Origin of the sequence: Halomonas sp. ATBC28 (genome assembly GCF_005937175.1) — a bacterium.
Classification (GTDB): Bacteria; Pseudomonadota; Gammaproteobacteria; order Pseudomonadales; family Halomonadaceae; genus Vreelandella; species Vreelandella titanicae.
Map to the genome: position 1 here is coordinate 38,715 of NZ_VCQL01000018.1, position 26,104 is coordinate 64,818.

The 26,104-nt window shown below is 51.1% G+C and carries 25 protein-coding genes and 1 pseudogene; 8 read left to right on the plus strand and 18 right to left on the minus strand.

What is annotated here, in order from left to right; genetic code table 11:
• Positions 1 to 16: 16 nt before the first annotated feature.
• On the plus strand, positions 17 to 2,002 hold the full coding sequence (htc1, locus tag E0L35_RS19165) for a methyl-accepting chemotaxis protein Htc1 (RefSeq protein ID WP_138801149.1): 1,986 nt from the start codon (positions 17 to 19) through the stop codon (positions 2,000 to 2,002).
• A gap of 319 nt (positions 2,003 to 2,321) precedes the next feature.
• Here htc1 and E0L35_RS19170 read toward each other — a convergent pair whose 3' ends face one another.
• From E0L35_RS19170 to E0L35_RS19185, 4 genes are read right to left on the minus strand one after another with little or no spacing between them, the layout of a single operon-like run.
• Entirely contained in the window at positions 2,322 to 3,089 is a 768-nt protein-coding gene (locus E0L35_RS19170) for a GntR family transcriptional regulator (RefSeq protein WP_138801150.1), read from the minus strand.
• Positions 3,086 to 4,591: a tripartite tricarboxylate transporter permease gene (locus tag E0L35_RS19175; RefSeq protein ID WP_171051196.1), complete on the minus strand. Its 1,506-nt coding sequence runs from the start codon at positions 4,589 to 4,591 to the stop codon at positions 3,086 to 3,088. The genes E0L35_RS19170 and E0L35_RS19175 overlap by 4 nt, the downstream gene beginning before the upstream one ends.
• A gap of 8 nt (positions 4,592 to 4,599) precedes the next feature.
• Positions 4,600 to 5,076 carry a tripartite tricarboxylate transporter TctB family protein gene (locus E0L35_RS19180; RefSeq protein WP_138801152.1) on the minus strand — a complete coding sequence of 159 codons (477 nt, stop codon included), beginning with the start codon at positions 5,074 to 5,076 and terminating at the stop codon, positions 4,600 to 4,602.
• Positions 5,073 to 5,999, minus strand: coding sequence for a tripartite tricarboxylate transporter substrate binding protein (locus tag E0L35_RS19185; RefSeq protein ID WP_039857438.1), 927 nt, complete (start codon positions 5,997 to 5,999; stop codon positions 5,073 to 5,075). The genes E0L35_RS19180 and E0L35_RS19185 overlap by 4 nt, the downstream gene beginning before the upstream one ends.
• A 119-nt stretch (positions 6,000 to 6,118) precedes the next feature.
• On the opposite strand from E0L35_RS19185, the gene E0L35_RS19190 reads away from it, so the two are divergent.
• Positions 6,119 to 8,569: a DUF3604 domain-containing protein gene (locus E0L35_RS19190; protein WP_138801154.1), complete on the plus strand. Its 2,451-nt coding sequence runs from the start codon at positions 6,119 to 6,121 to the stop codon at positions 8,567 to 8,569.
• A gap of 226 nt (positions 8,570 to 8,795) precedes the next feature.
• Here E0L35_RS19190 and istB read toward each other — a convergent pair whose 3' ends face one another.
• The 12 genes and pseudogenes from istB to E0L35_RS19250 form a co-directional block, all read right to left on the minus strand.
• Positions 8,796 to 9,602, minus strand: a complete 807-nt coding sequence (gene istB / locus E0L35_RS19195) for an IS21-like element helper ATPase IstB (protein WP_138801155.1) — start codon at positions 9,600 to 9,602, stop codon at positions 8,796 to 8,798.
• Positions 9,599 to 10,780 (minus strand): annotated as a pseudogene (gene istA / locus E0L35_RS19200) (IS21 family transposase). The gene istB and the pseudogene istA overlap by 4 nt, the downstream one beginning before the upstream one ends.
• Before the next feature lie 82 nt (positions 10,781 to 10,862).
• Positions 10,863 to 11,069, minus strand: a complete 207-nt coding sequence (locus E0L35_RS19205; RefSeq protein WP_138801156.1) for a hypothetical protein — start codon at positions 11,067 to 11,069, stop codon at positions 10,863 to 10,865.
• 55 nt (positions 11,070 to 11,124) lie between these two features.
• Positions 11,125 to 12,093 (minus strand): LysR family transcriptional regulator, encoded by a 969-nt coding sequence (locus E0L35_RS19210; protein ID WP_027958275.1) that lies wholly within the window; start codon positions 12,091 to 12,093, stop codon positions 11,125 to 11,127.
• Between the two features lie 105 nt (positions 12,094 to 12,198).
• Positions 12,199 to 13,158 carry a CDF family Co(II)/Ni(II) efflux transporter DmeF gene (dmeF, locus tag E0L35_RS19215; RefSeq protein ID WP_138801157.1) on the minus strand — a complete coding sequence of 320 codons (960 nt, stop codon included), beginning with the start codon at positions 13,156 to 13,158 and terminating at the stop codon, positions 12,199 to 12,201.
• Between the two features lie 34 nt (positions 13,159 to 13,192).
• Positions 13,193 to 14,473, minus strand: coding sequence for a TRAP transporter large permease (locus E0L35_RS19220; RefSeq protein WP_138801158.1), 1,281 nt, complete (start codon positions 14,471 to 14,473; stop codon positions 13,193 to 13,195).
• A 10-nt stretch (positions 14,474 to 14,483) separates the two neighbouring features.
• Complete coding sequence (locus E0L35_RS19225) at positions 14,484 to 14,999, minus strand: TRAP transporter small permease (RefSeq protein ID WP_171051197.1); 516 nt, start codon at positions 14,997 to 14,999, stop codon at positions 14,484 to 14,486.
• The gene (locus tag E0L35_RS19230; protein ID WP_171051198.1) at positions 14,986 to 15,792 is read right to left on the minus strand and encodes an Asp/Glu racemase; all 807 of its coding nucleotides are present in this window, start codon (positions 15,790 to 15,792) and stop codon (positions 14,986 to 14,988) included. Before E0L35_RS19230 ends, E0L35_RS19225 begins: the two co-directional genes overlap by 14 nt.
• Positions 15,792 to 16,784: a TRAP transporter substrate-binding protein gene (locus tag E0L35_RS19235; RefSeq protein ID WP_138801160.1), complete on the minus strand. Its 993-nt coding sequence runs from the start codon at positions 16,782 to 16,784 to the stop codon at positions 15,792 to 15,794. Before E0L35_RS19235 ends, E0L35_RS19230 begins: the two co-directional genes overlap by 1 nt.
• Positions 16,785 to 17,071: 287 nt before the next feature.
• A complete protein-coding gene (gene argE / locus E0L35_RS19240) occupies positions 17,072 to 18,235 on the minus strand; it encodes an acetylornithine deacetylase (protein WP_138801209.1) in 1,164 nt (387 codons plus the stop codon).
• Position 18,236: 1 nt separating this feature from the next.
• Positions 18,237 to 18,953 carry a DUF1028 domain-containing protein gene (locus E0L35_RS19245; RefSeq protein WP_349304648.1) on the minus strand — a complete coding sequence of 239 codons (717 nt, stop codon included), beginning with the start codon at positions 18,951 to 18,953 and terminating at the stop codon, positions 18,237 to 18,239.
• Positions 18,902 to 19,297 carry a RidA family protein gene (locus E0L35_RS19250; RefSeq protein ID WP_223828082.1) on the minus strand — a complete coding sequence of 132 codons (396 nt, stop codon included), beginning with the start codon at positions 19,295 to 19,297 and terminating at the stop codon, positions 18,902 to 18,904. The genes E0L35_RS19245 and E0L35_RS19250 overlap by 52 nt, the downstream gene beginning before the upstream one ends.
• 351 nt (positions 19,298 to 19,648) lie before the next feature.
• Between E0L35_RS19250 and E0L35_RS19255 the strand changes: the two genes are divergently transcribed.
• Genes E0L35_RS19255 through E0L35_RS19280 form a run of 6 tightly spaced genes read left to right on the plus strand, consistent with a single transcriptional unit; the run spans position 19,649 to position 24,296 of the window.
• A complete protein-coding gene (locus E0L35_RS19255; protein ID WP_138801163.1) occupies positions 19,649 to 20,815 on the plus strand; it encodes an ABC transporter ATP-binding protein in 1,167 nt (388 codons plus the stop codon).
• The gene (locus tag E0L35_RS19260) at positions 20,812 to 21,237 is read left to right on the plus strand and encodes a heme-binding protein (RefSeq protein WP_138801164.1); all 426 of its coding nucleotides are present in this window, start codon (positions 20,812 to 20,814) and stop codon (positions 21,235 to 21,237) included. Before E0L35_RS19255 ends, E0L35_RS19260 begins: the two co-directional genes overlap by 4 nt.
• Complete coding sequence (locus tag E0L35_RS19265; protein ID WP_212751700.1) at positions 21,237 to 22,235, plus strand: NAD(P)H-quinone oxidoreductase; 999 nt, start codon at positions 21,237 to 21,239, stop codon at positions 22,233 to 22,235. The genes E0L35_RS19260 and E0L35_RS19265 overlap by 1 nt, the downstream gene beginning before the upstream one ends.
• 7 nt (positions 22,236 to 22,242) lie before the next feature.
• Positions 22,243 to 22,875 (plus strand): glutathione S-transferase family protein, encoded by a 633-nt coding sequence (locus E0L35_RS19270; protein ID WP_138801165.1) that lies wholly within the window; start codon positions 22,243 to 22,245, stop codon positions 22,873 to 22,875.
• 22 nt (positions 22,876 to 22,897) lie between these two features.
• Entirely contained in the window at positions 22,898 to 23,359 is a 462-nt protein-coding gene (locus tag E0L35_RS19275; protein ID WP_212751701.1) for a type II 3-dehydroquinate dehydratase, read from the plus strand.
• A 4-nt stretch (positions 23,360 to 23,363) separates the two neighbouring features.
• Entirely contained in the window at positions 23,364 to 24,296 is a 933-nt protein-coding gene (locus E0L35_RS19280; RefSeq protein ID WP_138801166.1) for a glyoxylate/hydroxypyruvate reductase A, read from the plus strand.
• Positions 24,297 to 24,380: 84 nt separating this feature from the next.
• Here the strand turns inward: E0L35_RS19280 and E0L35_RS19285 are convergent, their stop codons facing one another.
• Both E0L35_RS19285 and E0L35_RS19290 read right to left on the minus strand, forming a co-directional pair.
• Positions 24,381 to 25,196, minus strand: a complete 816-nt coding sequence (locus E0L35_RS19285) for an ABC transporter permease (protein ID WP_138801167.1) — start codon at positions 25,194 to 25,196, stop codon at positions 24,381 to 24,383.
• A gap of 1 nt (position 25,197) precedes the next feature.
• Entirely contained in the window at positions 25,198 to 26,052 is an 855-nt protein-coding gene (locus E0L35_RS19290; protein ID WP_138801168.1) for an ABC transporter permease, read from the minus strand.
• Between the last annotated feature and the right edge of the window lie 52 nt (positions 26,053 to 26,104).

Consider the following 26,104-nt stretch of genomic DNA (forward strand, 5'->3'; position numbering starts at 1 on the left):
CATATCGAGGCAACAAATGAAAAAAATTTCTCGTCTTTCACTGACGCAGAAACTGCTGGTCGCTGTCGCTATACCTCTCTTAGTGGTAGCCATCATTTTAGGGTTTGTGGTCAATCAACAGCTTAATCAGGCTATTCCAGCGTTAATTGATAATGCCGGTAAGCGGCAGGTAGAAGCGCGAGCAGATGAAATCAGCCGCTGGATTACCGGGTACCGTAATTGGATCGCCGTGCTTGCTCAGGATGAGCGTTTGGTGGAAGACGTGCCGCTTGCGTCTCACCGCGCTTGGCTCGAAAAGCGCTACCCGCCGGGGGGCACCATCGAGTCATTGTTCTTTACTGACGCATCCGGAGCGACCCTAACTCACGCTGGCGTCAACTTGGAGATAGCCGAACGTCCTTATTTCAAAGCCTTAGTGACTGACGGCACCCAGGATAGTCTGCTAAGCGATCCGGTTATCTCCATGGTGAGTGGCCTGCCAACGGCTATTGTCGCTGATACTGTATTCGATGAGCGTGGCAATCGAGCGGGACTGCTGGGCATGACCGTTTCCATGGCCGCCGTATCTGATATTACCTCCGATATTAATGTTGGCGATGGCAGCTACGGCTGGCTAATCGACAGCCAAGGGCAAGTCATTGCTCATCCGGTTGAAGAGTATCGCATGTCGCTCAATTACACCGATGCCGACCAGCAGGGCTACCAAGGGCTGGATGCATTGAGTCAGCAAATACTCAGCGGCACGGCAGGCTCCGGTGAAATAACCATGCCCAGCGGTGAGCAGACCGTGCTCATGTGGAGCCCGGTGGAAGGCACTTCCTGGGTGGTCGGGGTCACCGTACCCATCACCGCCTTTACGACCGTGACTAATAGCCTGCTGCAGTCGCTGCTGCTGGCGGGTGGACTGCTATTGGCATTGCTGTTGGTGGTGGTTGCCTATGCGGCGCGGCGCTCACTTGCTCCTATCAAGCATACCGCCAGTGCCATGGCGGATATTGCCAAAGGTAAAGGCGATTTGACGCGCCGTTTAGAAGCCAAAACCCAGGATGAAATTGGCGACCTCGCCCACGGCTTTAATGCCTTTGTGGAGCGCATGCAGTCCACACTTCAGGAAGTGCGCCAAAACGCTCGAACAGTATTATCCGATGCCAGCGATATGGCGGATGGTACTCATGAGCTTTCATCGCGTACCGAACAAGCGGCGGCTAACCTCCAGGAAACGTCTGCCTCAATGGAGCAAATTCACTCCACGGTAGCGCATACTTCCCAGGCCTCTGAACAGGCGAATAGCCTCGCGCTAGAAGCCGCCAGTGCCTCAGAGCGCGGCACCGACTCGATGAATCAAATGGAAGCCAAGATGGCCGCGATTAGTGATTCGGCCAATAAAATAAGCGACATTATTGGCTTGATTGACTCGATTGCATTTCAAACCAATATATTGGCACTGAACGCATCGGTGGAGGCTGCCCGCGCTGGCGAGCAGGGCCGTGGTTTTGCTGTTGTAGCGAGCGAAGTCCGCACACTCGCCAGTCGCTCGGCATCTGCGGCACATGATATTCGTGCACTGATTGATATGTCCGTGAGTCATTCAAAAGAAGGCGGTGATATTGTCAAGGCGGCGGCTGATCGCATGAAGGAGATTCGCCACAGCGTTACTCAAGTGTCGGATGTGATCGCCGAGATTGCTGCCGGCGCCCGGGAACAAACCACTGGCATCCAACAGGTCAATACCGCAGTGGCAGAGATGGATATGATGACCCAGCAGAATGCTGCCATGGTCAGCCAGAGCGCCACGCTTGCCACCAATATGCGCGATAATGCGCAACGGCTGGATCAACTGATGAGCGAGTTTGTGCTCAGTGAAGGCGGCGCTGAGAACTCTGCGCTACCTTATACGGCAGCACATAAAGCGCGGACAGGCACTGCACTACCTCAAGCACCTAGCCGCCCTCCCCAGGCCACTCAGCAAAAGCATGAAGTGGCAGAATGGGAAGAGTTCTAATTTCTCATCATTAATAAGGCTAAAAGGCACCCGCTTGGGTGCCTTTTAGCTTAAAGTTCGTAAACTTTCGTGACCAATATGCAAAAGTATATAGAGAGTTTCACTGGCATAGCATTCATACCGCCGAACTTAGTTCACCTCCCTGTAAAAGATTACGCTGCTCATGCCATAGCTCCTTAATGAAGCCCCTGCTCTGTTTCGCCCAAGAAACCTATGATCTGCTCTTCGCTGAAAAGCCTGTTCATTATGTTCAACCCCTTTGTGAGCATGATTGAACTCTTAAGTGTGGCGCCAATCAAGTTGGGGCTATTCAGTGCTTTTAAATTTCTAATATTAACAAGTCAGAAGGTGCATAGATATCCTGATAGTAGAACGGGCTACCATCGCCTAGTGATGTACAGGCTGTTACACAGAATGTCGCGTTATCAGGCCGCATTTCAAACAAAGCAGCATGACGGAAAGAGAGGTGGTTTATTGCAATGAGCGTATTTGCTTGATGAGAGCGTTGCCCCAAAAATGCTTCAAGGCAGATGCGAAGATTGACGCCTTCTAATTCACTCAATTCAATATCATCTATATTTATCAGTCTCTGCGGTAAGTACATTTCTGCACCAAGGTTGATGTTATCACCAGTGAGACGTCGACGAATGACAACGTAAGGCCCGGGGCCCAAGTGTTCGCTCCAGGGGCCACGTTCATTGGTGCGGAGTACCTCGACCTTGACCTGTGTCAGGCGTAGTGGACGATTTGTGGCGGCAACACGGAAGCGGAAATGCCAAATATTAGGGCCTAGCGGTTCTGCATCCGCTATGCGAGTGCCGTCTCCGCGTCGACGCACGATTAACCCCAGATCCTGCAACTGACCCAGTGCGCTTTGCACTGTGCCGAGTGAAAGCTCAAGGCTTCTCGCCAGCTCGCTTTCTGATGGTAACCGTTCTCCAGGCTTGACCTTTCCTTCCCGTATAGCTGCCATCAAAGCTAGCCGCAGTGCAGTACGCTTGGTTTCTTGTGGATTGCGGTGACGCTCTTCTTTTAGTTTCTGTATTAATAAAGAGCACAGGGCAGCATCCTGATTTTTTTTAGTCATGCCGATTTGTTACTCTCCTTTTGGCTTCGCCATATTGCACGTGAAAGAACGGCGATTGTAAGTAGCAAGAATACTAGTGCTAATGGGCTCGCCAGAATTGAGATCCCTTCTACTTGATGAAGCAAGAGAGCTTGGCGTAAAGAAGTTTCAAACATTCCTCCTAATAGAAAACCGATGACAGTGCACACAATTGAAATTCGCGCACGAGTAAAAAGAATACCTAGACCCGCAAAAGCTAACATTACACCGACGTCCCAAAGCGATTGGGTCGGAAGGTAAATACCAAAGATACAAAACATGAGCACTGGCGGCAAAATCAGGCGACGTGAATAACGAGCAAACTGCACCCATAGTGATAAACCCGCCCGGCCAATTATAAGGTGGAAAATATTCGCCAAAATCATGGAGGCGAAGAGTCCATAAATAAGCTCCCCATGCATGCTCAGCATGAAAGGCCCCGGTACAACACCATGCATAACTAGGGCGCCAACAAGTAATGCTGCCGCGATATTGCCAGGAATGCCAAGTGCGATTGTTGGAATCAGGTTAGAACCAACCACAGCGCTATTGGCGCTTTCTGTAGCAATGATACCCTCGGGCTCTCCTTTACCAAAGTTATCGCCGTTTTTGGAAGCACGTTTAGCGGCTGAGTAAGATAGAAAAGAGGCTAAGGTTACGCCTAGCCCTGGTAGCATCCCAACAAGAGAGCCAGTCAATGCCCCTCGGATTAGCGTGCGCCAGTAAGAGAAAAATTCACGTGCAGAAACAGATCGGCCTGCTTTCGTATCAGCTTGATTCGAGGCGAAGTCATCTTTTTCACGCCGGGTGATGAGATCAGAAAGCTGAATAACCACAGATGAGAGTGCAAGCGCGCCGATTGCCAAAGCTGACAGTGAGAGGCCATCTTCTAATTTAAGTTGACCAAATGTGAAGCGAGAAGTGGAGGCAACGGGGTCAAGGCCTATCGTTGAGAGTAGAATACCAAAGAAGATACCTATTCCACTTTTTAAGGGTGAATCTCCTGCAATTCCAGCAATTAATGCAAATGAGAATAACAATACAGCTGTATATTCTACTGGCCCAAACTGCAATGCGAAGGCGGCAAAAGGCACAACAAGGACGATGAGTAGTAAATCAGAAATCGTATCGCCGGTAACCGATGAAAAAAGCGAGAATTTCATTGCACGAAAAGCTTCTCCGCGCTTAGCCATAGGGTAGCCATCCCAGGCCGTTGCTGCTGCCTCGGGTGAGCCGGGAGAATTTAACAGAATAGCCGGAATGGCCCCACCGGATGTCCCTCCTTTATTGACTCCTACTAGGAAAGCAATGGCAGCTAACGGGGACATGTAAAAGGTTATCGGTATCAGTACCGCCATGGCGGTTACACTGCCGAGTCCAGGCAAAACACCAATCACAATGCCTAAGGCAATTCCTAAAGCGATGAACAGTAAATTCATCGGCTCTAACGCTGCTGCGAATGCCTGTAAGATAATATCTAACATGGATGACCTCAGGGCAGTTGAATATAAAAGGCATGCCATGCGAGTTGCTGAAGGGCCAGCGGCAGTAATATTGAGCCTAGTGCGCATCGGATTAAATAGCGGCGCTGGCCAGCTAATACGATGCCCGTAAAACATGATACGGCGGCGGTGACGACGAATCCTACATACATGAGTAACAACATTGTGGCAATGGCCCACGCAAACCAAGCGAGAGTTTCTAGTAATATACGGGAGCCGTTATGAGGAATTCGTCGGAGCGCCCAGTGGCGATTCTTAAACATTAGCATCGCGCCAAATAGCCCAATGAAAATGCAAGCCAGTTTAGGAAAAAAACCAGGAGAAAGCTGGCTGTGATACGTGGTCGTTTCCACACCGACTGGAATCAGCAAGAAAATAACAAACAGCGCGAAGCTGACGGTAATTGCACCTATTAAAAAATCGAAACGATCAGAAGCATCTTGTGTACAAGTTTTCTGATCTATCATGGCGCAGTCTCCTCATAAATGGCTGCCAAATCTTCATTAATGGTCATTAGTTCTGCCGTTAATTGGCTTCCAGTTAGATCCGCTAAAGGAAAACCGAGCGTGTTCATCATTAAGTCATTGAAGGCTTCGGAATGAGCGGCGGTAATAGCAGCCTCTGTTAACTTGGCGCGCAATTCTTCTGACAATCCGGCTGGAGCCCATATAGTCGCGCCTCCAGGCATGGAAACACCATATCTTTCTTGCATGGTTGGCACTTCGGGCATCGTTTCCTGAGGGGCTGCTGTCATGGAGAGAACAACATTCATTTGATCTAAGTAACGGTTATGGGCCCCGCCAGACCATGCAAAATTCACCTTATTCCCTAACAAAAAGGGAACCATTTCACCGCCGCCTTTAGTTGGCACTGCTACCCAAACAACCTGTTCACGCATGGCAATGTAATCAACAAAGGCGCGCGAGATTGAGTTCTGATCAGCATAACTCATGCTTTGTGCAGCAGAGAGTGCAAGCAAGTCTTCGAACGTTTCAATGCCTGAGCTCTTAGACGTAACGATTGCCTGGGGAAGGTCTGTAACCCTAATTATGGGGTCAAAACTACTCAGCGAATAGTTCACGTTTTCAGCAATAGGGGGCCACAGGACGGTAGACTCTGGCGCAAATAATAATGTATAGCCATCCGCTATAGCACGAGATGCAGCGGTCGTGCCGATCTTTCCGCCTGCGCCAGGCTGGGTTCTGACAAGCACATTTATATTCAATTCATTACCCAGTTCTTCGGCAAAAACACGCGCCATGGTTTCCATAGATCCCCCTGCCTGATAGGGAACAATGAGCGTGATCGGTTTTTCTGGATAGTCGGCCAGAGCAGCAAAGGGCAGAGACATCATAGTGAGAATGAAAATTGTTTGAACAAGCTTACGCATCTCAGTACTCCTGTTTATAGTGTTATTACTATGAAGTTTTGTGCGAATTTTAACCAACCTCATAGCCGGTGAAGCATAAATTGACGCCGAATGGGCATTTTTTGCTACGCGGAGTTGGCGTGAGTGTGCTGACTTATTGTTATTACTTCACAGTAATAGAGGGCTTTGCGGGCATATGTCAACAAAAATTTGCTATTTTGACTTTTTTATCCCTATATTACTATGTAGTTTTAATTGAACTCAAAACAACTCATCAAAGGTTCCCCATGCTAGGAAGACTCGATATAGACCCTGAAATGATAGGTGAATCTAAGCTCCTAACGACACCGGGCACTGATCCTGCCTTGTTTGGCACCGCGGTGATGAGTGGGCCTGAACATGTTGAAGTGCGTAGCTACCAAACTTTTCGTATTCAATACACGACTGGCAAGCTGGGCCTGGACGATACAGGCGCGATACGCTTGGCCCTTAGGTTAATCTCAGACGCTGGGTCACTACAGACGACCGACCCAACCGCTCCAAATTACGTTACGGCGCGCTCATCCGGTGATGGACAGCTGCTTCTAAAATATGACCGTAACGGGGGACAGCGTCCATGGAATGAAACCCTTACGATTTACCAGCGAGGCGGCTACCTCAAACCTGGTGAGACGATTGAGATTGTGCTGGGCGACACGACTGAAGGTTCTCCTGGTCTCTTAATGTCGACCTTCTATGAAGGCGCAAGGGTTATCCGCGTAATGGCAGACGTGCAGGCTACGGGCAATTTTATTCCGTTGCCTGATACTCATTTGGCGTTCACGGTTGGAGCAGGACCAGCGCATCGGTATTTAGCAATTTTGCCGACGCGCCGACGCTTAAACGACGTCTTCTGCCTTGGATTAAAAGCCGAAGACCTTTGGGGCAACCCGACATCAAAAGGCAGTACACGCTTTGCTATTGAAAGCTCGTTACCCGTCGAAGGCCTTCCGAGTGTCATTGATTTCGCTTCAGCCAGTGGAGCGATGCGCATTGAACCTCTGCGAGTAGCCGCAGAAGAGGGGATATTGAGGATTTGGCTTACTGCTGAAGACGGAACCGTTGTAGAAGCTGGGCCGATGCAGGTTCTTACTGATGGGCCAGCACATTTCTGGGGGGATCTACACGGTCAGACCGGCGAGACCGTCGGCACCAACTCCATAGAGCACTATTTTGATTTCGCTCGAAACAAGTCGTTTCTGGACGTGACAGCCCACCAGGCTAATGATTTCCAAATTAAGCCAGCTTTCTGGAAAAAGCTCAATCATTTGACAGAAACATTGAATGAACCCGGTGTTTTTACTGTGTTACCCGGTTACGAGTGGTCTGGCAATACAGCAGTGGGTGGCGATCATAACGTCTTTTTTAGGAAGGAAGGGGCGAGAATATATCGCTGTTCTCACGCATTGGTTGCGGAGCATGATGACCTTGACACTGATGCACATACACTGACTGACCTTTATAGCAGGCTTCATGACGAGCCAGTGGACTCCGTCATGTATGCCCATGTTGGAGGCCGCTATGCCAATATTCATTTCGATCACGATCCCCGGTTAGAAGCAGCGGTGGAGGTACACTCTGCGTGGGGTAGTTTCGAATGGATATTAACCGATGGCTTCCCTATGCGTCGTCGAGTTGGGGTCGTTGCGAATTCTGATGGACATAAAGGTCGCCCCGGTGCCTCTTATCCAGGCGCTTCATTTTTCGGTGCCTATGGCGGCTTGACTTGCTTTCTGATGAAAGAAAATACACGTGATGCTGTCTTTGAAGCGATTCGCCGTCGCCATACCTACGGCACCTCGGGCCCGCGTGTAGCCATAGACATTAAGGCAGAGCTGACCGCTGGTGGAACACTGTTTCACCGCAACCCTATCGCTGAGCCTGATTGTGCAACCGAAAAAGTCTTTGTCTGCACTATGGGTGATATTGTGCAAATAACGGACAAAAAGGTGAAAGTTTCAGTATCAGTGGACGCCCCCGTCGGTATTGAAAGCATTGAATTGCGTCGAGGCACGAGCACGGTTGCCCTATGGCGTGGTTACAAAGACAAAAACCTTGGTAATCGTTTGCGTCTCATGTGGTCAGGCGCAGAATATCGTGGCCGTGGCCGTAATACTCGCTGGCAGGGGCGAATATTAATCAATGGTGGTTGTATAGAAAGGTTTTCACCAGTAAATCGCTTAAACCCTGAGCAAACCTTAGAACAAGTCGGGTCAAAAAGTGTGATTTTCAATACGATTACCACTGGCAATCGGATGGGATGTGATATTTGGCTTGAAGAAGAGAGCTCTGAAGTTGAGGTGACAACCAATCATGGTGAGCTTTCACTTACACTTAAAGAGATGGATGGCAAACCGGTGGTAATGAGTGCAGGAGGGCTTGAGCGGAAATTAATAGCCCAGCGGCTACCTGCAGGCGGATTAGCTACTTCAGCGCACTTTCAAAAAGAAATAGAGATCGAAGAAGACGGTGATACCTCAGTTTGGCTTTGCGTTAACTTGGAGGACGGTAACCAAGCTTGGACTTCCCCTATATATTTGTTCCAAAAATAATTGCCATGGCTGCGTCGAAACCAGGCGCGGCTTATGCATTTATGTCAGCATCTCCCCCTCTGTAGGCGGCTATCCTGAGGGATGGTAGGAGAAGTTGTATCAGCGGGCTTAGCTAAAAAGTGGCAACCAAGGTCAGCATAATGGAGTTTTACACAGGCATGCCACGTGAGTGTCAACGTCAATGAAGGATGTCCGCATTTCATCACTCTAGATTGTCCCGTTTTTATCAGTGCTCTTTTATCGGAACAGCGTCAGGTTCGTTTGAGGTGGTGTCCTCCTTCGTCGTCGGTGTCGTCACTAAGCCAGCACGTCGTTTGTCCTTCAGTCGATAGCTCTCGCCTTTGATGTTCAGGGTGGTCGAGTGATGCAGTAGCCGATCCAAGATAGCCGTGGCAATGACCTGGTCGCCAAAGATCTCGCCCCAGTCCATGAACGATTTATTCGAGGTGAGGATCGTACTGGCCCGCTCGTAACGCCGGTTGATCAAGCGGAAGAACAGACTGGCTTCTTCGCGCGTCATCGGCAGGTAGCCCATCTCGTCCAGTACCAGCACCTTCGGGTACGTCAGTTGCTGGAGCTGTCGATCCAGGCGGTTTTCCTGTCGGGCACGCATCAGCGTGCTGACCAGCCGGTCTAACGTCATGAACAGCACCCGGTGGCCGGCTTCTGCCGCTTTCACCGCCAACGCCACGGCGAGGTGCGTCTTCCCGACGCCAGGCGGCCCGAGCAGCACGACGTTGTCACTACGCTCGACAAAGCCCAGGCCAGCCAGCTCACGCACGATCTTGTGGTCGATGCTGGGCTGGAAGCTAAAGTCGAACTGCTCCAGGGTCTTGATCCACGGCAGTCGGGCCTGCTTCAGACGGGACTCCAGGCCCTTCTGATGACGCCCGCCCCATTCCTGCAACAGGGCCTGTTCCAAGAACTCGCGGTAGTTCAGGTCTTGCTTACTGGCGTGCTCACAGAGGCTGTCGAGCGACGCCTGAAGGTGCTCCATCTTCAGGCGATCAAGTAGCTGTTCCAGGGCCATCACAGCACCTCCTCGTAGACGCTCAGGTCACGCTGCTGCACGGAGAGCGTCTGCTGCCACAGGGCAGCATGATGTTCCGGCACGGTGTGCCAACCTGCTTGCGGGGCCTGTAGGCGGTGATAGGCGATGGTGTCACCGGCGGCGGTGTACACCGTTAGCTCATCGTCCAGGCTGAGCCGGATCACCACCGCCTGGCCGCAATAGCCGTCGGGCACGCTGTAGCGGTTGCCACGGACTTCGATGTAGCCGTCCCAGCCGACCTGGCGAAGGTCATGGTAGCGGGTATCGAAGTCGGTGGCCGGTAGCCCCTGAAGGGCCGTCGCTTCAGCCATAAAGCGCTCCAGCGGGATTTACCGGAACTGCCGCAGTGGCCGCTGATCGGCCACGCGCTCCAGCCACAGCTGGAGCAGCTGGTTCAAGTGGGCGTAGCTCTCGAACGCCCGATAGCGCTGGAAGAAGTGCTGCTTTACGTAGCCCACCATACGCTCGGTCTTGCCCTTGGTGCGCGGGCGCTGCGGGCGGCACGCCTTGGGCGCGAAGCTGTAATAGTTGGCCAGTTGCAGGAAGCCAGCGTTGAAGATCACGCGGTGGTCCCGGTCATGCTTGAGCACAGCAGCCTTCTGATTATCGACCAGCACTGTACGCGGTACGCCGCCAAAATAACGGAAGGCCTGTACCAGCGCCTCGTAGGTATGCTCGGCATCTTGGCTAGGGGCCGCCCAGGCATGGAAACGCCGCGAATAGCCCAAGGTATTAACCGCAAAATTGACCTTGCAGCGCTGACTAGCCACAACGGTCTCGGTCTCGCCCCAGTCATGTTGGAGCTGGAAACCAGGCGGGGTCTCGAAGCGGACGGTCTGCTTGCTGGGCCGCAACGACCGCTTGGGCTGGATATAGCGTCGCACCATGGTGCTGCCACCGGTGTAGCCCTGTTCACGGATCAGTTGGAAGATCACTTCGGCGTTCCAGACATTATCGGCCAGCAACTGATCGATGACGGGTTTGAAGGGATCCAGCTTGCTTGCTCGCAGCTTGGTCGGCCGCCCGGTGGGCGCCTCCTCACGGGCTAGGTGGCGCCGCACGGTGCGTTCACAACAGCCAATCTGGTGCGCAATGTCCACGAGATGGGCGCCTCGTTGGTGAAGTTGCTTTATCATGAGAAAGTCCTCTCGGCTTAGCATGGCGCGATCTCTTGTGGTTTGGTCACCAACAAGGAAAGGTCATGCGGGTCGGGGGGACAATCTATTTTGATGATTTACGGACTTATAGCACCGGCGTCGACATGAGATGGAAGCGAATAGAATCCGGCCCATTATCGGTAAGGCTAAGATCGCGTAATGATACTCGCCAGGAATAGGCGTGTCGCTGGCTGGCCAGCAGTAACTGCTCACCGTCGTACATAACCGCCGACACTTCTGCGTTGGCGAGCTTTCCCTGATCATCACGAACACCAAGAGAAGACAGCGCCAATGCTGGAAAACTCCATGATTCTCACCATCATGAATTAGCTATTTTTTTGTTCAACTTAACTGTGCTCATACTCGTTTGAATGTACATCGTAATACCTGGGGGCCGACATGCCTGGAACGTATTGTTCAGAAATAAAATTGCTGCATCGTTGAGCAAAAGCCTCTACCACCCTCGGAAGCTGAGCTCCTTTCAAAGTTGCACATCCTATATACAATGGCCGGTGCTGCCCAGAGAGCTTCAGACGAATAACTCGTTTTCCATCTTGAGAGAAATTGGCTTTGGGACGTACATTGGCAATAGAGTAACCTAACCCATTTGCCACCATAGATCTTACGACTTCCAATTGATTTGAACATAGCCTTATATGCGGGGCTTCCCCAGCACTTGAAAATAGACTAAGAAAATATTCTCGGCTATAGGGTAAATCAAGGAAAATCATCGGAAAATCTCGAAGATCCGATATACTTATCGCCGAAAACTCGGTCAGCGGATGATGATGCCCTACAATAATATGAGGTGGTAAACCTACCAACGGAGTGAATTCCACATCTTCAAAAATATGAAGGTCATAAGTAATGGCAATATCAATCTTGGATCGTCGCAACCCTTCAATTAACTCATCGTGATCCCCTTCTATTAAGGTAACTCGCACACCAGGAAACGCCTTTGCAAAACCATATACCACTTCAGGTGCAATCATAGGCGCTAACGAGTTGAAGCACCCTACCCGCAATGGCCCTCTGACTGCATTTATCGAGTCTGACGCCAATGTATACAAATTTTTTGTCTGCTCAACGATCAGCTTAGCTTCCTGTAACACGATGCCGCCGATAGGAGTTAAAGAGACACCCTGGGCATGGTGGCGTATAAAAAGCTGCACACCCAGTTCTGCTTCTATGTGCGTTATAGCTGCAGAGATAGAGGGTGAGGATACGTGGATTTTCTCAGAAGCTTTAATTATGCTGCTTTCTTCACCGCAGGCTATAAAATATTCAAGTTGGCGATGTGTAATCCTGCTAAGCATAATATTCTCACTTCAATCAAAATCGTCTATGGTTAGAATTTACCAGCATCGATAAAAAAAACAATCACTCCAAATGGGAGTCAAACAACAACTTTATCCATAAAATCACCATTCATTTTCGCCAACAACATTAACCTCTATAGTTGAGTGGACGATATTAATTTGGGAGGGAATCAGGCTTCGATACTCATCCGGCGTAAGAGGATTCTTTGAGATAATAGATATAGCTAGGATAAGATTGCCTGCTCCTAGCTCCCATATATGAAGATCTACAACTCTATCTGACGATCTTTCTTGAATTACCTGCCGCACACTTTCAAGTAAAGCTATACTTGGTCGCTTATCTAACAAGTTAGCAGAGGTTGTACGCAGCAATTTCCACGACCAACGCGCAATTAAAAAAGCGCCTACAATACCTACTAACGGATCAACCCATAGCAAACCAGTATGCTTCGCCACTAACAAAGATATAATAGCCAACAAAGAGGTGAGTGCATCAGCTAGAACATGAAGATATGCGGAACTTAGTGCATGGGATTGCCTAGATGGAGCTACTTGATCATCGTTATGTGAATGTGAATGTGAATGTGAATGATGATCATGGTTTTTGCCCAAGATGATGGCGCACACTATGTTAACCACAAGGCCAATTACCGACACAAGAATCGCCATATTAAAATCAATGGCTCGTGGCTGCAGCATGCGCGACCCGCTTTCTACCAGAATGATGCTAGCAAAACCCCCTAATAAAATAGCACCTGCAAACCCCGCCAATGCATCAACCTTGCCCGTGCCAAAAGTAAACGAGGGATCATTGGCATGTTTTCTGGCATAGGCATATGCAAAAGCACTAATACCTAATGCAATAGCATGTGATCCCATATGGAGACCATCAGCAAGCAGCGCCATGGAGCCGAAGAAATATCCTGCTACCACTTCCAAAGCCATTACCAATATCGTGATGAGTGTCACAAAGAGGATACGTTTCTCATTCGTGTTTTTTTGATCAAGCCCGAATGAGTGCTGATGTTGATAAGCTTCCAAGACACCAGAATGATGATTCATGTCAAAGCCTCAATAAATATTAAAGATGTAAAGCTCACTGCACCAATGATGGAAGCGCCATCGAAAGCTGCGGAATAAACACAAGCAACAATAGAAAGGCAAATAGCGTAATAAGAAACAGAGTATTCGCTCGAATAACACTCGTCACATCCTCGTTGCCAATTTTGGCGGCAACTAGCAGCGCTAATGCAACAGGAGGTGTTACTTGGCCTATCACCACTGTCACTATGATGAGTACACCAAAGTGTAATAAGTCGACATCCATGGCCATCAGCGCTGGCAGAAGTATTGGCATGATCATAGGAATCAATGGATCCAATACCATGCCGGCAATAAGCGCCAATAAAAGCAGCACGAGCACTCTTAACACAACTGATTCAAAAGGAAAAAGGGTATCCAGACCAGCCGCTAAAGCGCTTGGCACACCAGCCTGCGACAACGCCCAGCCGAAGGAAGTGGAGAGCCCGACCACCAGTAGAATTTCCCCTGTCAATACGGCGGAGTCCACCATGGCACGATAAAGCTGCGCAAAGCTGAGAGTGCGATAGACCAGCATGGCAAGCACTAGCGCATAAGCTACGGCAAAAGCACCGGCCTCTGAGGGAGTAAATAGCCCCACAACCAACCCACCTAATACTAGAAATGGAAGCCCCATCGGTAATAGCGCTTGCATTCCAGTTATCAAAACCCGATTCCAAGCAAAATTACTTATAGGTTTCCAGCCATGTCGCCGCGCCTGAATAGCCACAATTAGCATTAACAACAGGCCCATCAATAATCCAGGTAGCACTCCCGCCAAAAACAGTGCTCCTAATGACACACCTGTCACCGCCGAATAGAGAATCATGGGGGAGCTTGGAGGAATTAAGATGCCAATACCGGATGAGGTTGCTGTTAGTGCGGCTGCGAATGGGCCCGGATAGTTATTTTGTTTGAGCTTCGGGATCATAATCGACCCAGTACCGGCTAAGTCAGCCACCGAAGTCCCTACCATCCCCCCAAACATGATGCTTGAAGTAACATTGACGTGTGCCAAGCCACCTCGCATCCACCCCACCAAAGCTCCAGCAAATGCGAATAAGCGATCAGCAATGCCACTAGCATTCATGATGGCGCCAGCAAAAATGAACAGTGGCATCGTCACAAGAATATAGTCACTCATACCTGCCAGCGTTTGCTGGGGTAATGCTAAGCTCCAGCCACCGCTAAACATTAAATACATCAGTATGGCCGCCGTCAGGGATACAATGATGGGCACACCCAAAATGACTAACAGACAAAGCAACACGATAGAGGCACAAGCGAGTAACAACATGATGGCCCCCTCAGCGACGTAAGCTGAGCAAAAAAGCGATGGTCATACCTAAAGAGCCAAATAGCAGCCCACTGTAGACGATACTCTTCGGCGCTCTGAGCATGGCGGTTACATCGTTCCCGAAGAGATCAATGTATTGCCATGTCAGCCAGCCCAGTACACTCATCACGCCAGCACTGAACAGCGCACACAGTCTGCGCATCAGAACCAAACGAGCGGGCGAGAGAGAGCGGGTCAATAGATCGCAAGAGATCAATGCACCCCGGATACTGGCCAGCACGATCCCGAACGCCGCGACCCACACCATTAAGGCAATGACGACTTCATCTGTCCAAGGTAGCGGGCGGCCAAAAAGATAACGACTGGTGGCATTGGCAAAAACAAGTAACGCGATACTACTAATGCAACAGGCTGCGCCTGCTTCGGTTATCTTTACCAGGCCTAATCCTACTTTTGGCACTCGTAACTTCTGTCCTATGTGATAAGAAGAAGCCATTGCCAAGCGTCCCGAATTAATGATCTTCATTTGCATCTGCTCCCTTCGCTAAGCGGTGCTTAAGAAGCGAGCCGTAACCGGGGCGCGCGCCATTAACATCCACTGCCTCGAGACAGTGCCAAAAGGAGGCTTGAATAGCAGATATCACGGGCTTACCCAGCTCAGCTTCCAGTGCTTCAATCACCCCCACAGTACGAAAGTTGGTGCAGCTGATAAAAATGGCGCTGGCCTCAGGATGATCAACGGATTTCACTAAGTCATACACCTCCTGCAAAGAGACTTCAGCTAATGCCTGGTCTTCATCAATCCTCAGATTGGCGTGGCGAAGCACTTCATGGCCATTCTCTTGCAGGAAGTTGATCGCTCGTTCATGCACCGCATCCACATAGGGAGTAGCGAGGGCCACTTTGTCAGCCCCCACAGCTGCTAACGCCGCCAATGTTGCCGTTGAGGCAGTAGTGACTTGCGGGCCTGGCGCCCACTGCTTGAGCTTTTCGATTAAGGCCTTGTCGTAGGCGGTTCCATGCAAGAATGACGCACTGGTACCACCGAAACAGAGCACATCAATGGGAGCAGAGCCGAGCAATTTTGCGGCCTGCTCAATTTCCGGAGAGCGCATCATTGCATCAATGCCCTCAAAGGTGACCTTTGGCAGCCGTATACGGGTAGTGTGAGTAGAAACACCAGGAGTCGACATAGCCCACATTTCAGCCTCCATCACGATGCTTGATGCCATATAAATCAATCCAATACGCGCATCATCGCCGCTACCGTCATAGCGAAACATAGGGTTGCTCATCGGCTGTTCATGAGATGAATTCATTATCTCAACTCCAGGATATTCTGTGCCTGCTCCCAGAACGCTTCATTCAAACGCTCAGAAATAGCATCGCGGATGGGCACCGAGGCAGATTGAAAGCTGGCTAAATCAGGCTGGTTAACCGCTACTCCGGCATTGCTGAAGACCTCAACTAGCTCGGCATCACTGGTATCAGAAAGCTGGCGGGTTTGATCTGCACCCTCCTGAGCAGCGGAGATTACTCGCTCCTGCATTTCAGGCGACAGCAATGCATAACTGTTGGCACTCATGGCGAGTGTAATAGGGGTGTAAACGTGATTGGTTAGAGAGACGTAATCCTGAACCTCATAAAGAGAGAACTCGTCCAATACTGAAAGCGGATTCTCCTGCCCATCCAAAACGCCCTGGCGTAACGCTATGTAGACCTCTCCAAGTGACATGGGAGTCGGTGCCGCACCCAACATTTCAAATGCAAGAATACGTGTTGCGCTGCCAGGAGTACGCAACTTCAGACCTGAAAGATCCTCCGGCGTATTGATCGGACGGCGGTTGTTGCTAATCACACGAAAACCAAGCTCACCAAATGCCAGTACTTCAAGGCCACTCTTGTCACGCAATGAGTCGGCCAGCAGGTCGCCAAGCTCTCCATCCAAGGCATCACGCGCGGTTTGCTTATCTGCAAAGATAAAAGGCATATCGAAAAGCGCGAAATTACTGTCTAGCTCAACGATATCCGACCCGATAGGCAATACTTGCACCTGTTCGGCTCGAAGTAACTGTATCAAATCAGATTCGCTGCCCAGCGCCCCACCTTCAAAGAACTCAAGTTCAACCTCCTCTTCGGCGCTCGCCTGGAGAGCGTCCCTGAAGCTCGTTAGCATGACATTGAGAGGGTCACCCGGGGTTGTCTCAACAGCTAGTCTCAGCTTAACAACATCATCACTCGCTAATATTGAGGTCATCGGAAATGATAAACCGGAGATAAGTGCATACGTCAGGAGTTTTCGTTTTAACATGCTTTTTTTTCCACAATATAGAAATTATTCAGGCATGCGTTTGCATACCAACTATAAGCATTTTTTGTGCCACTTTTTATTAATCATAAGATTTAAAACACTTAGCAAACAATAAATGCTATTGGATGCTTCCCTGCCTACACCGTTTCACTGAATTTTATTACTGCTGTTATATTTTCGGATCGTTACGGTGCATTGACTTTTATTACTTCCTTGAAACAACTGGCTGACGTATTCACCATTGAAGATGGTATTTGAATCCAAGAAAACAAATAACTGCTTAAGATTTACTTCAGGATTTCCTCGCTTGTGGCAAACCTAGCTAGTCGACGCATCATGGCGTCACACCTATGCAGTTGTTCAATAGCAATAAACTCATCAGGTTTATGCCCTTGAGCCATGCTCCCAGGCCCGCAAATGACCGCTGGTATCCCTACTTGATGGAATAATCCGCCTTCTGTGCCAAAGGCCACCGTGCTGAAGTCACTGCTGTTAGCCAGTAAGGCAATAAATTTAGCAAGAGGAGCGCTTTGATCCAGCAGTAGCCCGGGATAGGCTTGTAGGGGTTCAAAGTGAATCCCTGTGTCCGCTTTGACAGCACGCATCTGCGGCTCAAGCTCTTGGCAGGCATACTGTTTTAATTCGCTGCATATCTGTTCGCCATCAGCGCTTGGCAAAGTGCGAATTTCCCAGTCGAAACAGCAATCAGTTGGCACAATATTGAGTGCATTCCCTCCACTTATAGTGCCGGTCTGTACCGTGGTAAAAGGAGGGTCAAACCGATAATCAAACTGCTTATCGCGGAGTTCAGCCCCCATTTCCGTTAGCTTTACGATTAAGTGGGAAGCGTACTCAATGGCATTCACACCGTCAGGGGCATAGGCAGAGTGACAGGCGGCTCCATGCACATGGCAGCGCATAGCGAGTTTTCCCTTATGCCCTAAGATTGGCTTGAGCCCGGTTGGCTCGCCCACGATGCAAGCGACAGGAGGATGAGCCTGCTCTTTGATGTACTCTAGGAGGGAGCGCACGCCCAGGCACCCCACTTCTTCATCATAAGAAAAAGCCAAATGTATCGGCGTGCGTAGAGGGGTTGCCAAGAAGGTGGGCACTGCCGCTAGCATGCAGGCTAGAAAGCCTTTCATGTCGGCACTGCCGCGACCGTAAAGCTTTCCATCATGCTCGGTCAGCTTGAATGGGGGAAAGGTCCACGCCTGCCCCTCCACCGGCACGACATCTGTGTGCCCTGACAGAACAATGCCGCCGCGATCAGCAGGGCCTATGGTGGCCCACAAGTTGGCTTTGCTACCCGAATCGTTATAGACCAACTGAGAGGTAACCCCCAACTCGTCCAAGTAGCCACGTATGAATTCAATCAAATTCAGGTTGGAAGCACGGCTCACGGTCTCAAAGGCCACCAGTTTTTCTAGCAGCAACCGACTCTGCATCATGTCACTCACCGGGCACACCATAGCTGGGAGCGGCGTCGGGATTGGCCGCCCGCATCACATAATCTTCCAACTGAGGGGCATACCGCAGCCAGCTCTCATATAACGAATCAATCGGCGAATCATGCCAATCAACCCGTAAATCAATAACCGGCCACTCAATATTGGGGCGTGCCACGCGAAGGCCCGCAGAGTAGACAGGGCCAGCTTCACCACCAGCAGCCACGCCCGCCTGCATGGCTAATATCAGCCGGTCAGCAAGCTGGCCCTCCGAATTCTCGAACGCCTTTACCATCGCCTCGGGGACGCGACTATCAGCCAGTAAGTTACCGGCGGCTACGCAGCCATCGCCTTTAGCCCGTCCCACGATTCCGAGGGCTTTCTCACCGTCGAATAGGGCGCTACGCCCCCGTGAGTCGACTACCAGCAACTGGCGCCACTGAGGGTAATGCTCGTACTGTAGCAGCGTATCGATCACCTGCTGTGGTGCCATCCCCTCCTTTAGGAGCTGGATAGCCTGCATGCCTAAAGCAGGATTAGTGACATTCTGAGTCAATGCCGCGCCTCCTGGGCCTACAAAAGCGCAGCGGCTGGTGACACAGATACTAGATGAACTAACAGCACACCCGGTTTCGCCGGTTTCCTTACACACTGCAGCAATTGAGAATGTCACTGCTTCACCTCCGGAATAACCGCGATCACATCGATTTCCATCAGCCACTCAGGCTGTGCTAGCCCCGCCACTACCAGCCCAGTTGAAATGGGATAAACGCCCTTTAGCCACTTGCCCACTTCACGGTATACAGGCTCACGAAAGCGAGGATCGGTAATATAAGTTGTTGTTTTAACGATGTGAGAAAGGTGACTGCCTGCTTCCTGTAGTAATTGCTGGATATTTTTCATGGCTTGTTCTGCCTGAGCCGCAGGATCGCCCAGGCCGACAAGGTTGCCGTCGAAGTCAGTGCCAACCTGACCACGCACATAGATGGTGTTACCCACTCGCACCGCTTGGCAAAGATCATTATCTAAACTTTGATTTGGATATGTCGCCTTGGTATTAAACATTCGGATTCGTTCATGGGTTACCGCTCGGGTCGTTTGCTGCATCAGAGGCCTACCGTCGTTAATTGAATGTGCTTGCTACTGAAGCTAGCCATCTGATCCGCTTAGCGACAATCAAATTATCTGCACCTACGGTTCAATAAAAACGATCTAGTCCACAACATACCTATTGGTGCACTGAAAGTTACTGTACCGAAGCACGGCTCAAGGTCGCCGTGTTCCACCCACCCTGCTTCCGCTTTTCTTAAGCTTATCTTTAGAAAGGACGAACTGCCTCACGACTATTACGTCGGTATGCTCAAACAACCCACCTACTCAAAATATTTTCGGTACCTATCCCCTGGGGTAATTCATATGAGTGAGTTAGTTAGTTTTAAACCTGCTGAGACGCAAACATCAGTACCAATAACGGAAACCCGTATTGCTGTGCAACTAGATGGTGTACTGAAGCAGTTTGGCGATGCCACGGCATTGCACCGTGTATCTTTGAAGATATTCCAAGGAGAGTTCTTAACATTATTAGGCCCCTCTGGCTGTGGTAAAACCACCTTGTTAAATCTAATGGCAGGTTTCATTGAAGCCGATAATGGTGAGATTTTTATTGATGGTGAATTGGTTACCGAGACACCACCCTATCAGCGGGAGATAGGTATCGTGTTTCAAAGTTATGCACTGTTCCCTCACATGAACGTCAGCGAGAACGTGGGCTATGGCTTGCGTATGCGTCGCACTCCCAAGGCGGAGATTAAGCAACGTGTCGATCAGGCCTTAAAGATGGTGAAGCTGGAAGGTTTCGAGGAGCGACGACCAAAAGAGTTGTCAGGGGGACAGCAGCAGCGCGTGGCACTCGCCCGCGCCTTGGTTATACGGCCGAAGGTTCTACTTCTGGACGAACCCTTCTCGGCACTGGATAAAAACCTGAGGCTCAACATGCAGCAGGAGATCAAAGAGATCCAGCGCAAACTAGGGGTGACGACGGTTTTCGTGACCCATGATCAAGATGAAGCACTAGCGATGTCTGACCGAGTTGTTGTGATGTCAGCAGGCCACGTTCGACAGGTAGCCTCGCCACACGAAATCTATCGGCATCCTATTGATCCATTCGTTGCCTCTTTTGTGGGCGACGCCAATATTTTCCCAGCGTGCTATACCGGCCATGACGACACTATGGGTGTGGTTGAGTTCGGCAGCACTAAATTGCTTCTTCCCATTGCCAACATTCATGGTCAAGTTGGCGATGTGGTCGATTTATATGCGCGTCCTGAGAATGTTCGCCTTGTTCCCCTCAACGCAGAAGCCGATCTCGCGGGCACAGTGATTGGGCATGTATTCCAGGGCGATCACGTCGATGTATCCATTCACGTGCCGGATTGTGGCATTGATCATCCGGTCACTATTCGCAGCCCAGGGTTAGATGCCCTGGAACGCTGGCCAACGGGTAGTGGCGTGGGAATCAGCTTTGTGTGCAGAGATACCACTGCATTTACACGCGCCTCAATCTCAAAGGAGAGCACTCAATGAGCGACTGGATACGCCATACACCACGTTTGACACATCATGCCGTACTCGCGGTGTTACATGCAGCGATTGAAAAATCAGAACAGCTAGGCGTTGCGCAGAACATTGCGATTGTGGATGAAGGAGGTAACTTGCTCGCATTTATCCGCATGGATGGGGCAAAGCTTCTATCTCGTGAAACGGCGATTTCCAAAGCGATATCAGCGGCCTCTCACCGGCAGCCAACCGCTCAGCTTGACCCTAACCTTGAACTCAAACTCGCTATCGCCGCAGGGGGACGACTCACCAACCTTGAAGGCGGCCACCCGTTAATGATTGGCAATGTTTGTGTTGGCGGCATTGGTGTCGGATCCGGCACCGGCCAGCAGGATATTGAGGTGGCCAAGGCGGGAGCGGCCGTACTAGTGGAAGGAGTGCAAGCTTGATGCAACACATGACCGCCATTATCGCTGAACAATATGGTTCCCCGGAGGTTCTGCAAAGCGTCACTCGGGAGATCCCCACCCCGGGAGTGGGCGAAATACTGATCAAGGTAGCCGCTGCCGGCGTTAATCGGCCAGACCTGATGCAGCGCAACGGCATGCCCACACCTCCAGGCACTACCGACATCTTCGGGCTCGAAGTATCCGGCTTGGTGGAAGCCGTCGGCCCAGGTGAAACCAACTGGAAAGTAGGCGATCGTGTGATGGCGTTGCTCAATGGTGGCGGCTATGCCAGTCACTGCATTGCTATCGCCGATCACTGCCTGCCCGTTCCTGAACAGGTTTCGCTAATCGAAGCCGCCGCACTGCCCGAAGCACTCTTCACCCTATGGCATAACCTATATGAACGCGGACGCCTTTCCCCAGGGGACAGCCTGCTTATCCACGGCGGTGCAAGTGGCTTGGGCACTCTGGCAATTGCACTGGCGAAAGCCACCGGAGCAAGGGTTGCCGCTACTGCGGGCAGCGCCGAAAAGGTGGCTGCGCTGAGCAATATAGGCGTTGATCTGGCGATTAATTATCGCGAACAGGAGTACGTCAGCGTCATTAATGCAACTTGGGGCGAAAACGCTATCAATGTGGTGCTGGATACCGTGGGTGGAGACTACATTGGCCGAAATCTGGAAGTGATGGCTCCCGAAGGACGACATGTCAGCCTCTCTTTTTTTGCGGGCGCTGAAGTATCGCTGCCATTGCCGACCGTTATGCGTAAGGGCCTGACACTGACCTCTTCAACGCTTCGCCCCAAGAGCCACCATGAAAAAACACGCTTGGCGCAGCGAGTCGCCCACCATCTGTTGCCCCTACTCGCCAGCCGACGCGTCACGTCTGTTATTTACAAGACGCTCCCCCTGGAGAGAGCGGTGGAAGCCCACCACGTATTAGAGCAGAACAGCAATATCGGCAAAGTAGTACTGACCACCAGCACACTGGAAGAGTGAGAGCATCATGACGACCGCTGCTGCCCCTATCTTACGTCTTTACCACGCAACAACCTCGCCTTACGTACGCAAAGTCATGGCGGTGGCGACACAGCTTGGTCTGGCATCCCAGGTTGAGCTGCTGGCTAGCGCCGCGCATCCTATCAATCGCGACAGTCGTATCGCGACTTTCAACCCTATCGGCAAGATACCTGCAGCCCAAACGAGAGATGGGCAGTTATTATTCGACAGCCGCGTTATCTGTGAGTATCTCGACGATTATGCCCAGGGCGGCCTATTCCCGGTGGGTGCTGCGCGCTGGGAAGCCCTGGCACGCCAAGCACTTGGCGACGGGCTGCTAGACGCTGCGCTGCTAGCCAGATATGAACGCTTAGTGCGCCCTAAAGAGCTTCAGTCTGATGCTTGGTATCAGGCTCAACTTGGTAAAGTGCAGGCGGCTTTGGCAAGTATCGATCAGCAGGTCCCTGCGCTTGCGAGCACTCCTAGTGATATTGGTTCCATTACCCTCGGCTGTGCCTTGGGCTACCTGGATTTCCGCTTTCCCGATATGGATTGGCGCAGCCACTGCCCGGAGGCAGCACGCTGGTTTAAAGACTTCGATACCCAACCCGCAATGATCGCTACACGCCCATATGAATGAGCAGCCACTAAGAGGGAATTCCATGTCAGCATCTTTGTCTCCCCACGTTATGTTTCTTAATGGCCCCAACGCCAACCTCTACGGCCTGGATCGAGACGGCACATATGGCCGTGAAAGCTTCGAGGGCATACAACAGAGCTGTCAGCGCCATGCCGGAACGTTGTCCATAACGCTGGATTTCCGACAGAGCAATCATGAGGGCGTACTGGTCGACTGGATACAGGAAGCCCGCTTGCATCATGATGCGCTCATCATTAATGCGGCTGGACTCAGTTACCGCTCAATACCGATACTCGATGCCTTGCTGGCTTTCGAAGGGCCGATTATCGAAGCCCACATGAGTAATATCTGGAAGCGCGAACCCTTTCGTCATCACTCAATGCTTTCGCAGGCGGCCACTGGTGTGATCGCCGGGCTCGGCGTCAACGGCTATCGGCTTGCATTAGACGCCACGGCCCAGTTGCTCACTCAACAGAAAGGCTGACACTATGACGGGTACACTTGTTTTCTATAGTGAATTTGACGACTTTGATCAGTGGAAACGACTACTACAGCGTGAAATCCCCTCCCTCGATGTGCAGCATGCCAATGCAGTAACAGCGCCTGAGAAGGTACACTATGCACTCGTTTGGAAGCCACCCGAAAACTTTTTCCAGCACTGGCCAAATCTTGAACTCGTGATCAACCTTGGTGCTGGCGTCGATGCGCTTGTTGATAGGCCCGACCTATCAGACATACCGGTCACTCGCCTCTCGGATCCCAACATGGCGCGGATGATGGCCGGCTATGTATTGCTTGCGGTACTCCGGTATGCCCGAGATATCCCCTTCTTCGAGCAGATGCAAAAACAGGCACGCTGGCAATATCGCCATCCCCGCGCAGCGGAAGAGATCCGTGTCGGCGTTATGGGATTGGGTGAGTTAGGCGGAAAAACGGCACAGGAGCTGGCCCGGCAAGGTTTTTCAGTCGCAGGCTGGTCCAGAACCGCCAAAGAGATCGAGAGTGTTGAGGGTCATCACGGCATGGCATCGCTCGAGAGCTTTCTTTCGCGCACCGACATACTGGTCATCATGTTACCGTCCACCCCCGATACACGTGGTCTAATGGATGATCAACACTTGGCCATGCTGCCCCATGGCGCAAGCCTGATTAATGTTTCTCGGGGAGATATCGTCGACGAACCCGCATTGATTGCACACCTATCTTCCGGCCAGATAGGCGCCGCAACGTTGGACGTGTTTGAACATGAACCGCTGCCGGATAGCCACCCTTTCTGGGCAATGGAAAATGTGCTCATTACTCCCCATCTCGCGTCAGTTGCACTGCCTAGCTCCGCAGTTAAACAGGTCGCGGCGAACATCCACCGTGTACGTGATAAACAGCCGCCTCTTCACTGCGTTGACCTAAACCGCGGTTATTAAACTCCTTTTCTCAGCGATCACTTACTTCGGCGCACTTCGCCCTTTCGACTCACCGCCAGCACTCCAGGTGCTGGCGGTATACGATCACCGACTCTCGACACTGAGTACCTTGCCGAGCCCTAGATAACGATTGGCCAAAATCATCACCGTGGCTGTTGCCAAGATGTACACCACCGACACCGCCGCTAGCGTGGGGTCAGCGTATTCGCGTACGTAGTTGTACATAGCGACCGGCAGTGTCTGGGTGCTTTGGGTCGTTACAAATAGTGAAGCAGTGAACTCATTAAACGACAGAATCGCAGCAAACAGCCAGCCACCGGCGAGCCCAGGCAACAGTTGCGGAAATGTAATCGTCGTCACAACCCGCAAGGGTGTTGCTCCCAGGCTAGCCGCCACAAGTTCGGTTCGAGGATCCAGATTGTGGATAGACACATACACACTGCGAAGCACAAACGGCAGAACTAATAGGAGGTGGCAAAACACTACGACCGCATAACCTCTTGAGAGGCTAAGCTGAGACACCAGCATCAGCAACCCAAGACCAACCATAAAGTGCGGAATAAAAAGCGGCGATAACAGTAGCCCTTCCAACAAACGCTTGCCCTTGAATTCATATCGATGAATGACAACCGCCAGCGTAGTACCCACCAGGGTAGCCAGCGACGATGCCCAAGCGGTAACAATCAGGCCATTCCACAGGCCAATTTGAAAATCGCGATACTCAAAAGCGTTCTTAAACCAGCGAAGGGAGTACCCCTGGGGAGGAAAGGCGAGAACTGAAGAGGCATTGAAGGAGGCAATAGCGACCACCAATGCTGGCAGCAATATGAATAGCAGGATTAGCGCGATAAGCCCCTGACCGGCGCGCAGCAGCCATAAATCGGCACGTGAACGCTGCATGTCAGTGCCCTCCTATTCTTTCCAGTGAGTTCGTCAGGCGCTTGGTAAGCCATAGCACCAGCATGGTGAGTACCAGACCCGCCACACTCAAACTGGCAGCGAAAGGCAAATTAAGCGATGAGAAACCTAACTGATAAACCATCGTTGAGATGGTATTAACACGCCCGCCGCCGATCAGTTGCGGCGTTGCAAAGGCACTAAATGTCCATGCAAAGGAGGTCATGGTGCCCGCAATAATACCCGGCATGGATAAAGGTAGGGTCACCGTCATAAACGCTCGCACCGGCCCCGCTCCAAGGCTTATTGCTGCCCGTTCATAGGCACGGTCAATATGGGATAGCCCAGCTGCCAACATCAGCACCATGATGGGCAAAGTGACATGCACCAGCGCAATAACAACGCCTAATTGGGTAAACATAAAACGTAGAGGGCGTTCAATAATGCCAAGCCCCATCAGCACACTGTTCAGAAATCCGCTGCTACCCAGCACGATAATCCATGAGTAGGTGCGCACCACCTCCCCCAAAAACAGCGGGGTAATCGCAACAATCAGAATCAAGGAGCGACACCATGTACGCCGTGCCCGGATCATCGCATAAGCCAAAGGATAGCCAATCAGTAACGTAAATATCGCGGTATACAGGCTGAGCACGACGGTTTCCAGAAATGCACTGGCGTACAGTGGCCTCAGTAATGCCTGGAAATTTGCCAGTGTAAAATCGCCCACTTCAAGCGAACCAGGTATGTAGCTGCGCACGCTATATTGCAGAATAGCCAGCATGGCGCAGATCAAACCAAAGGCTGTCAGCGTAGAAGGAAGAAGAAACCAATAAACAAAGCGTGGTTTTCGTTGCATAACCTTGCCGTCCCCAAAAAATAGCGAAGCACCCATCGAGTACTTCGCTATT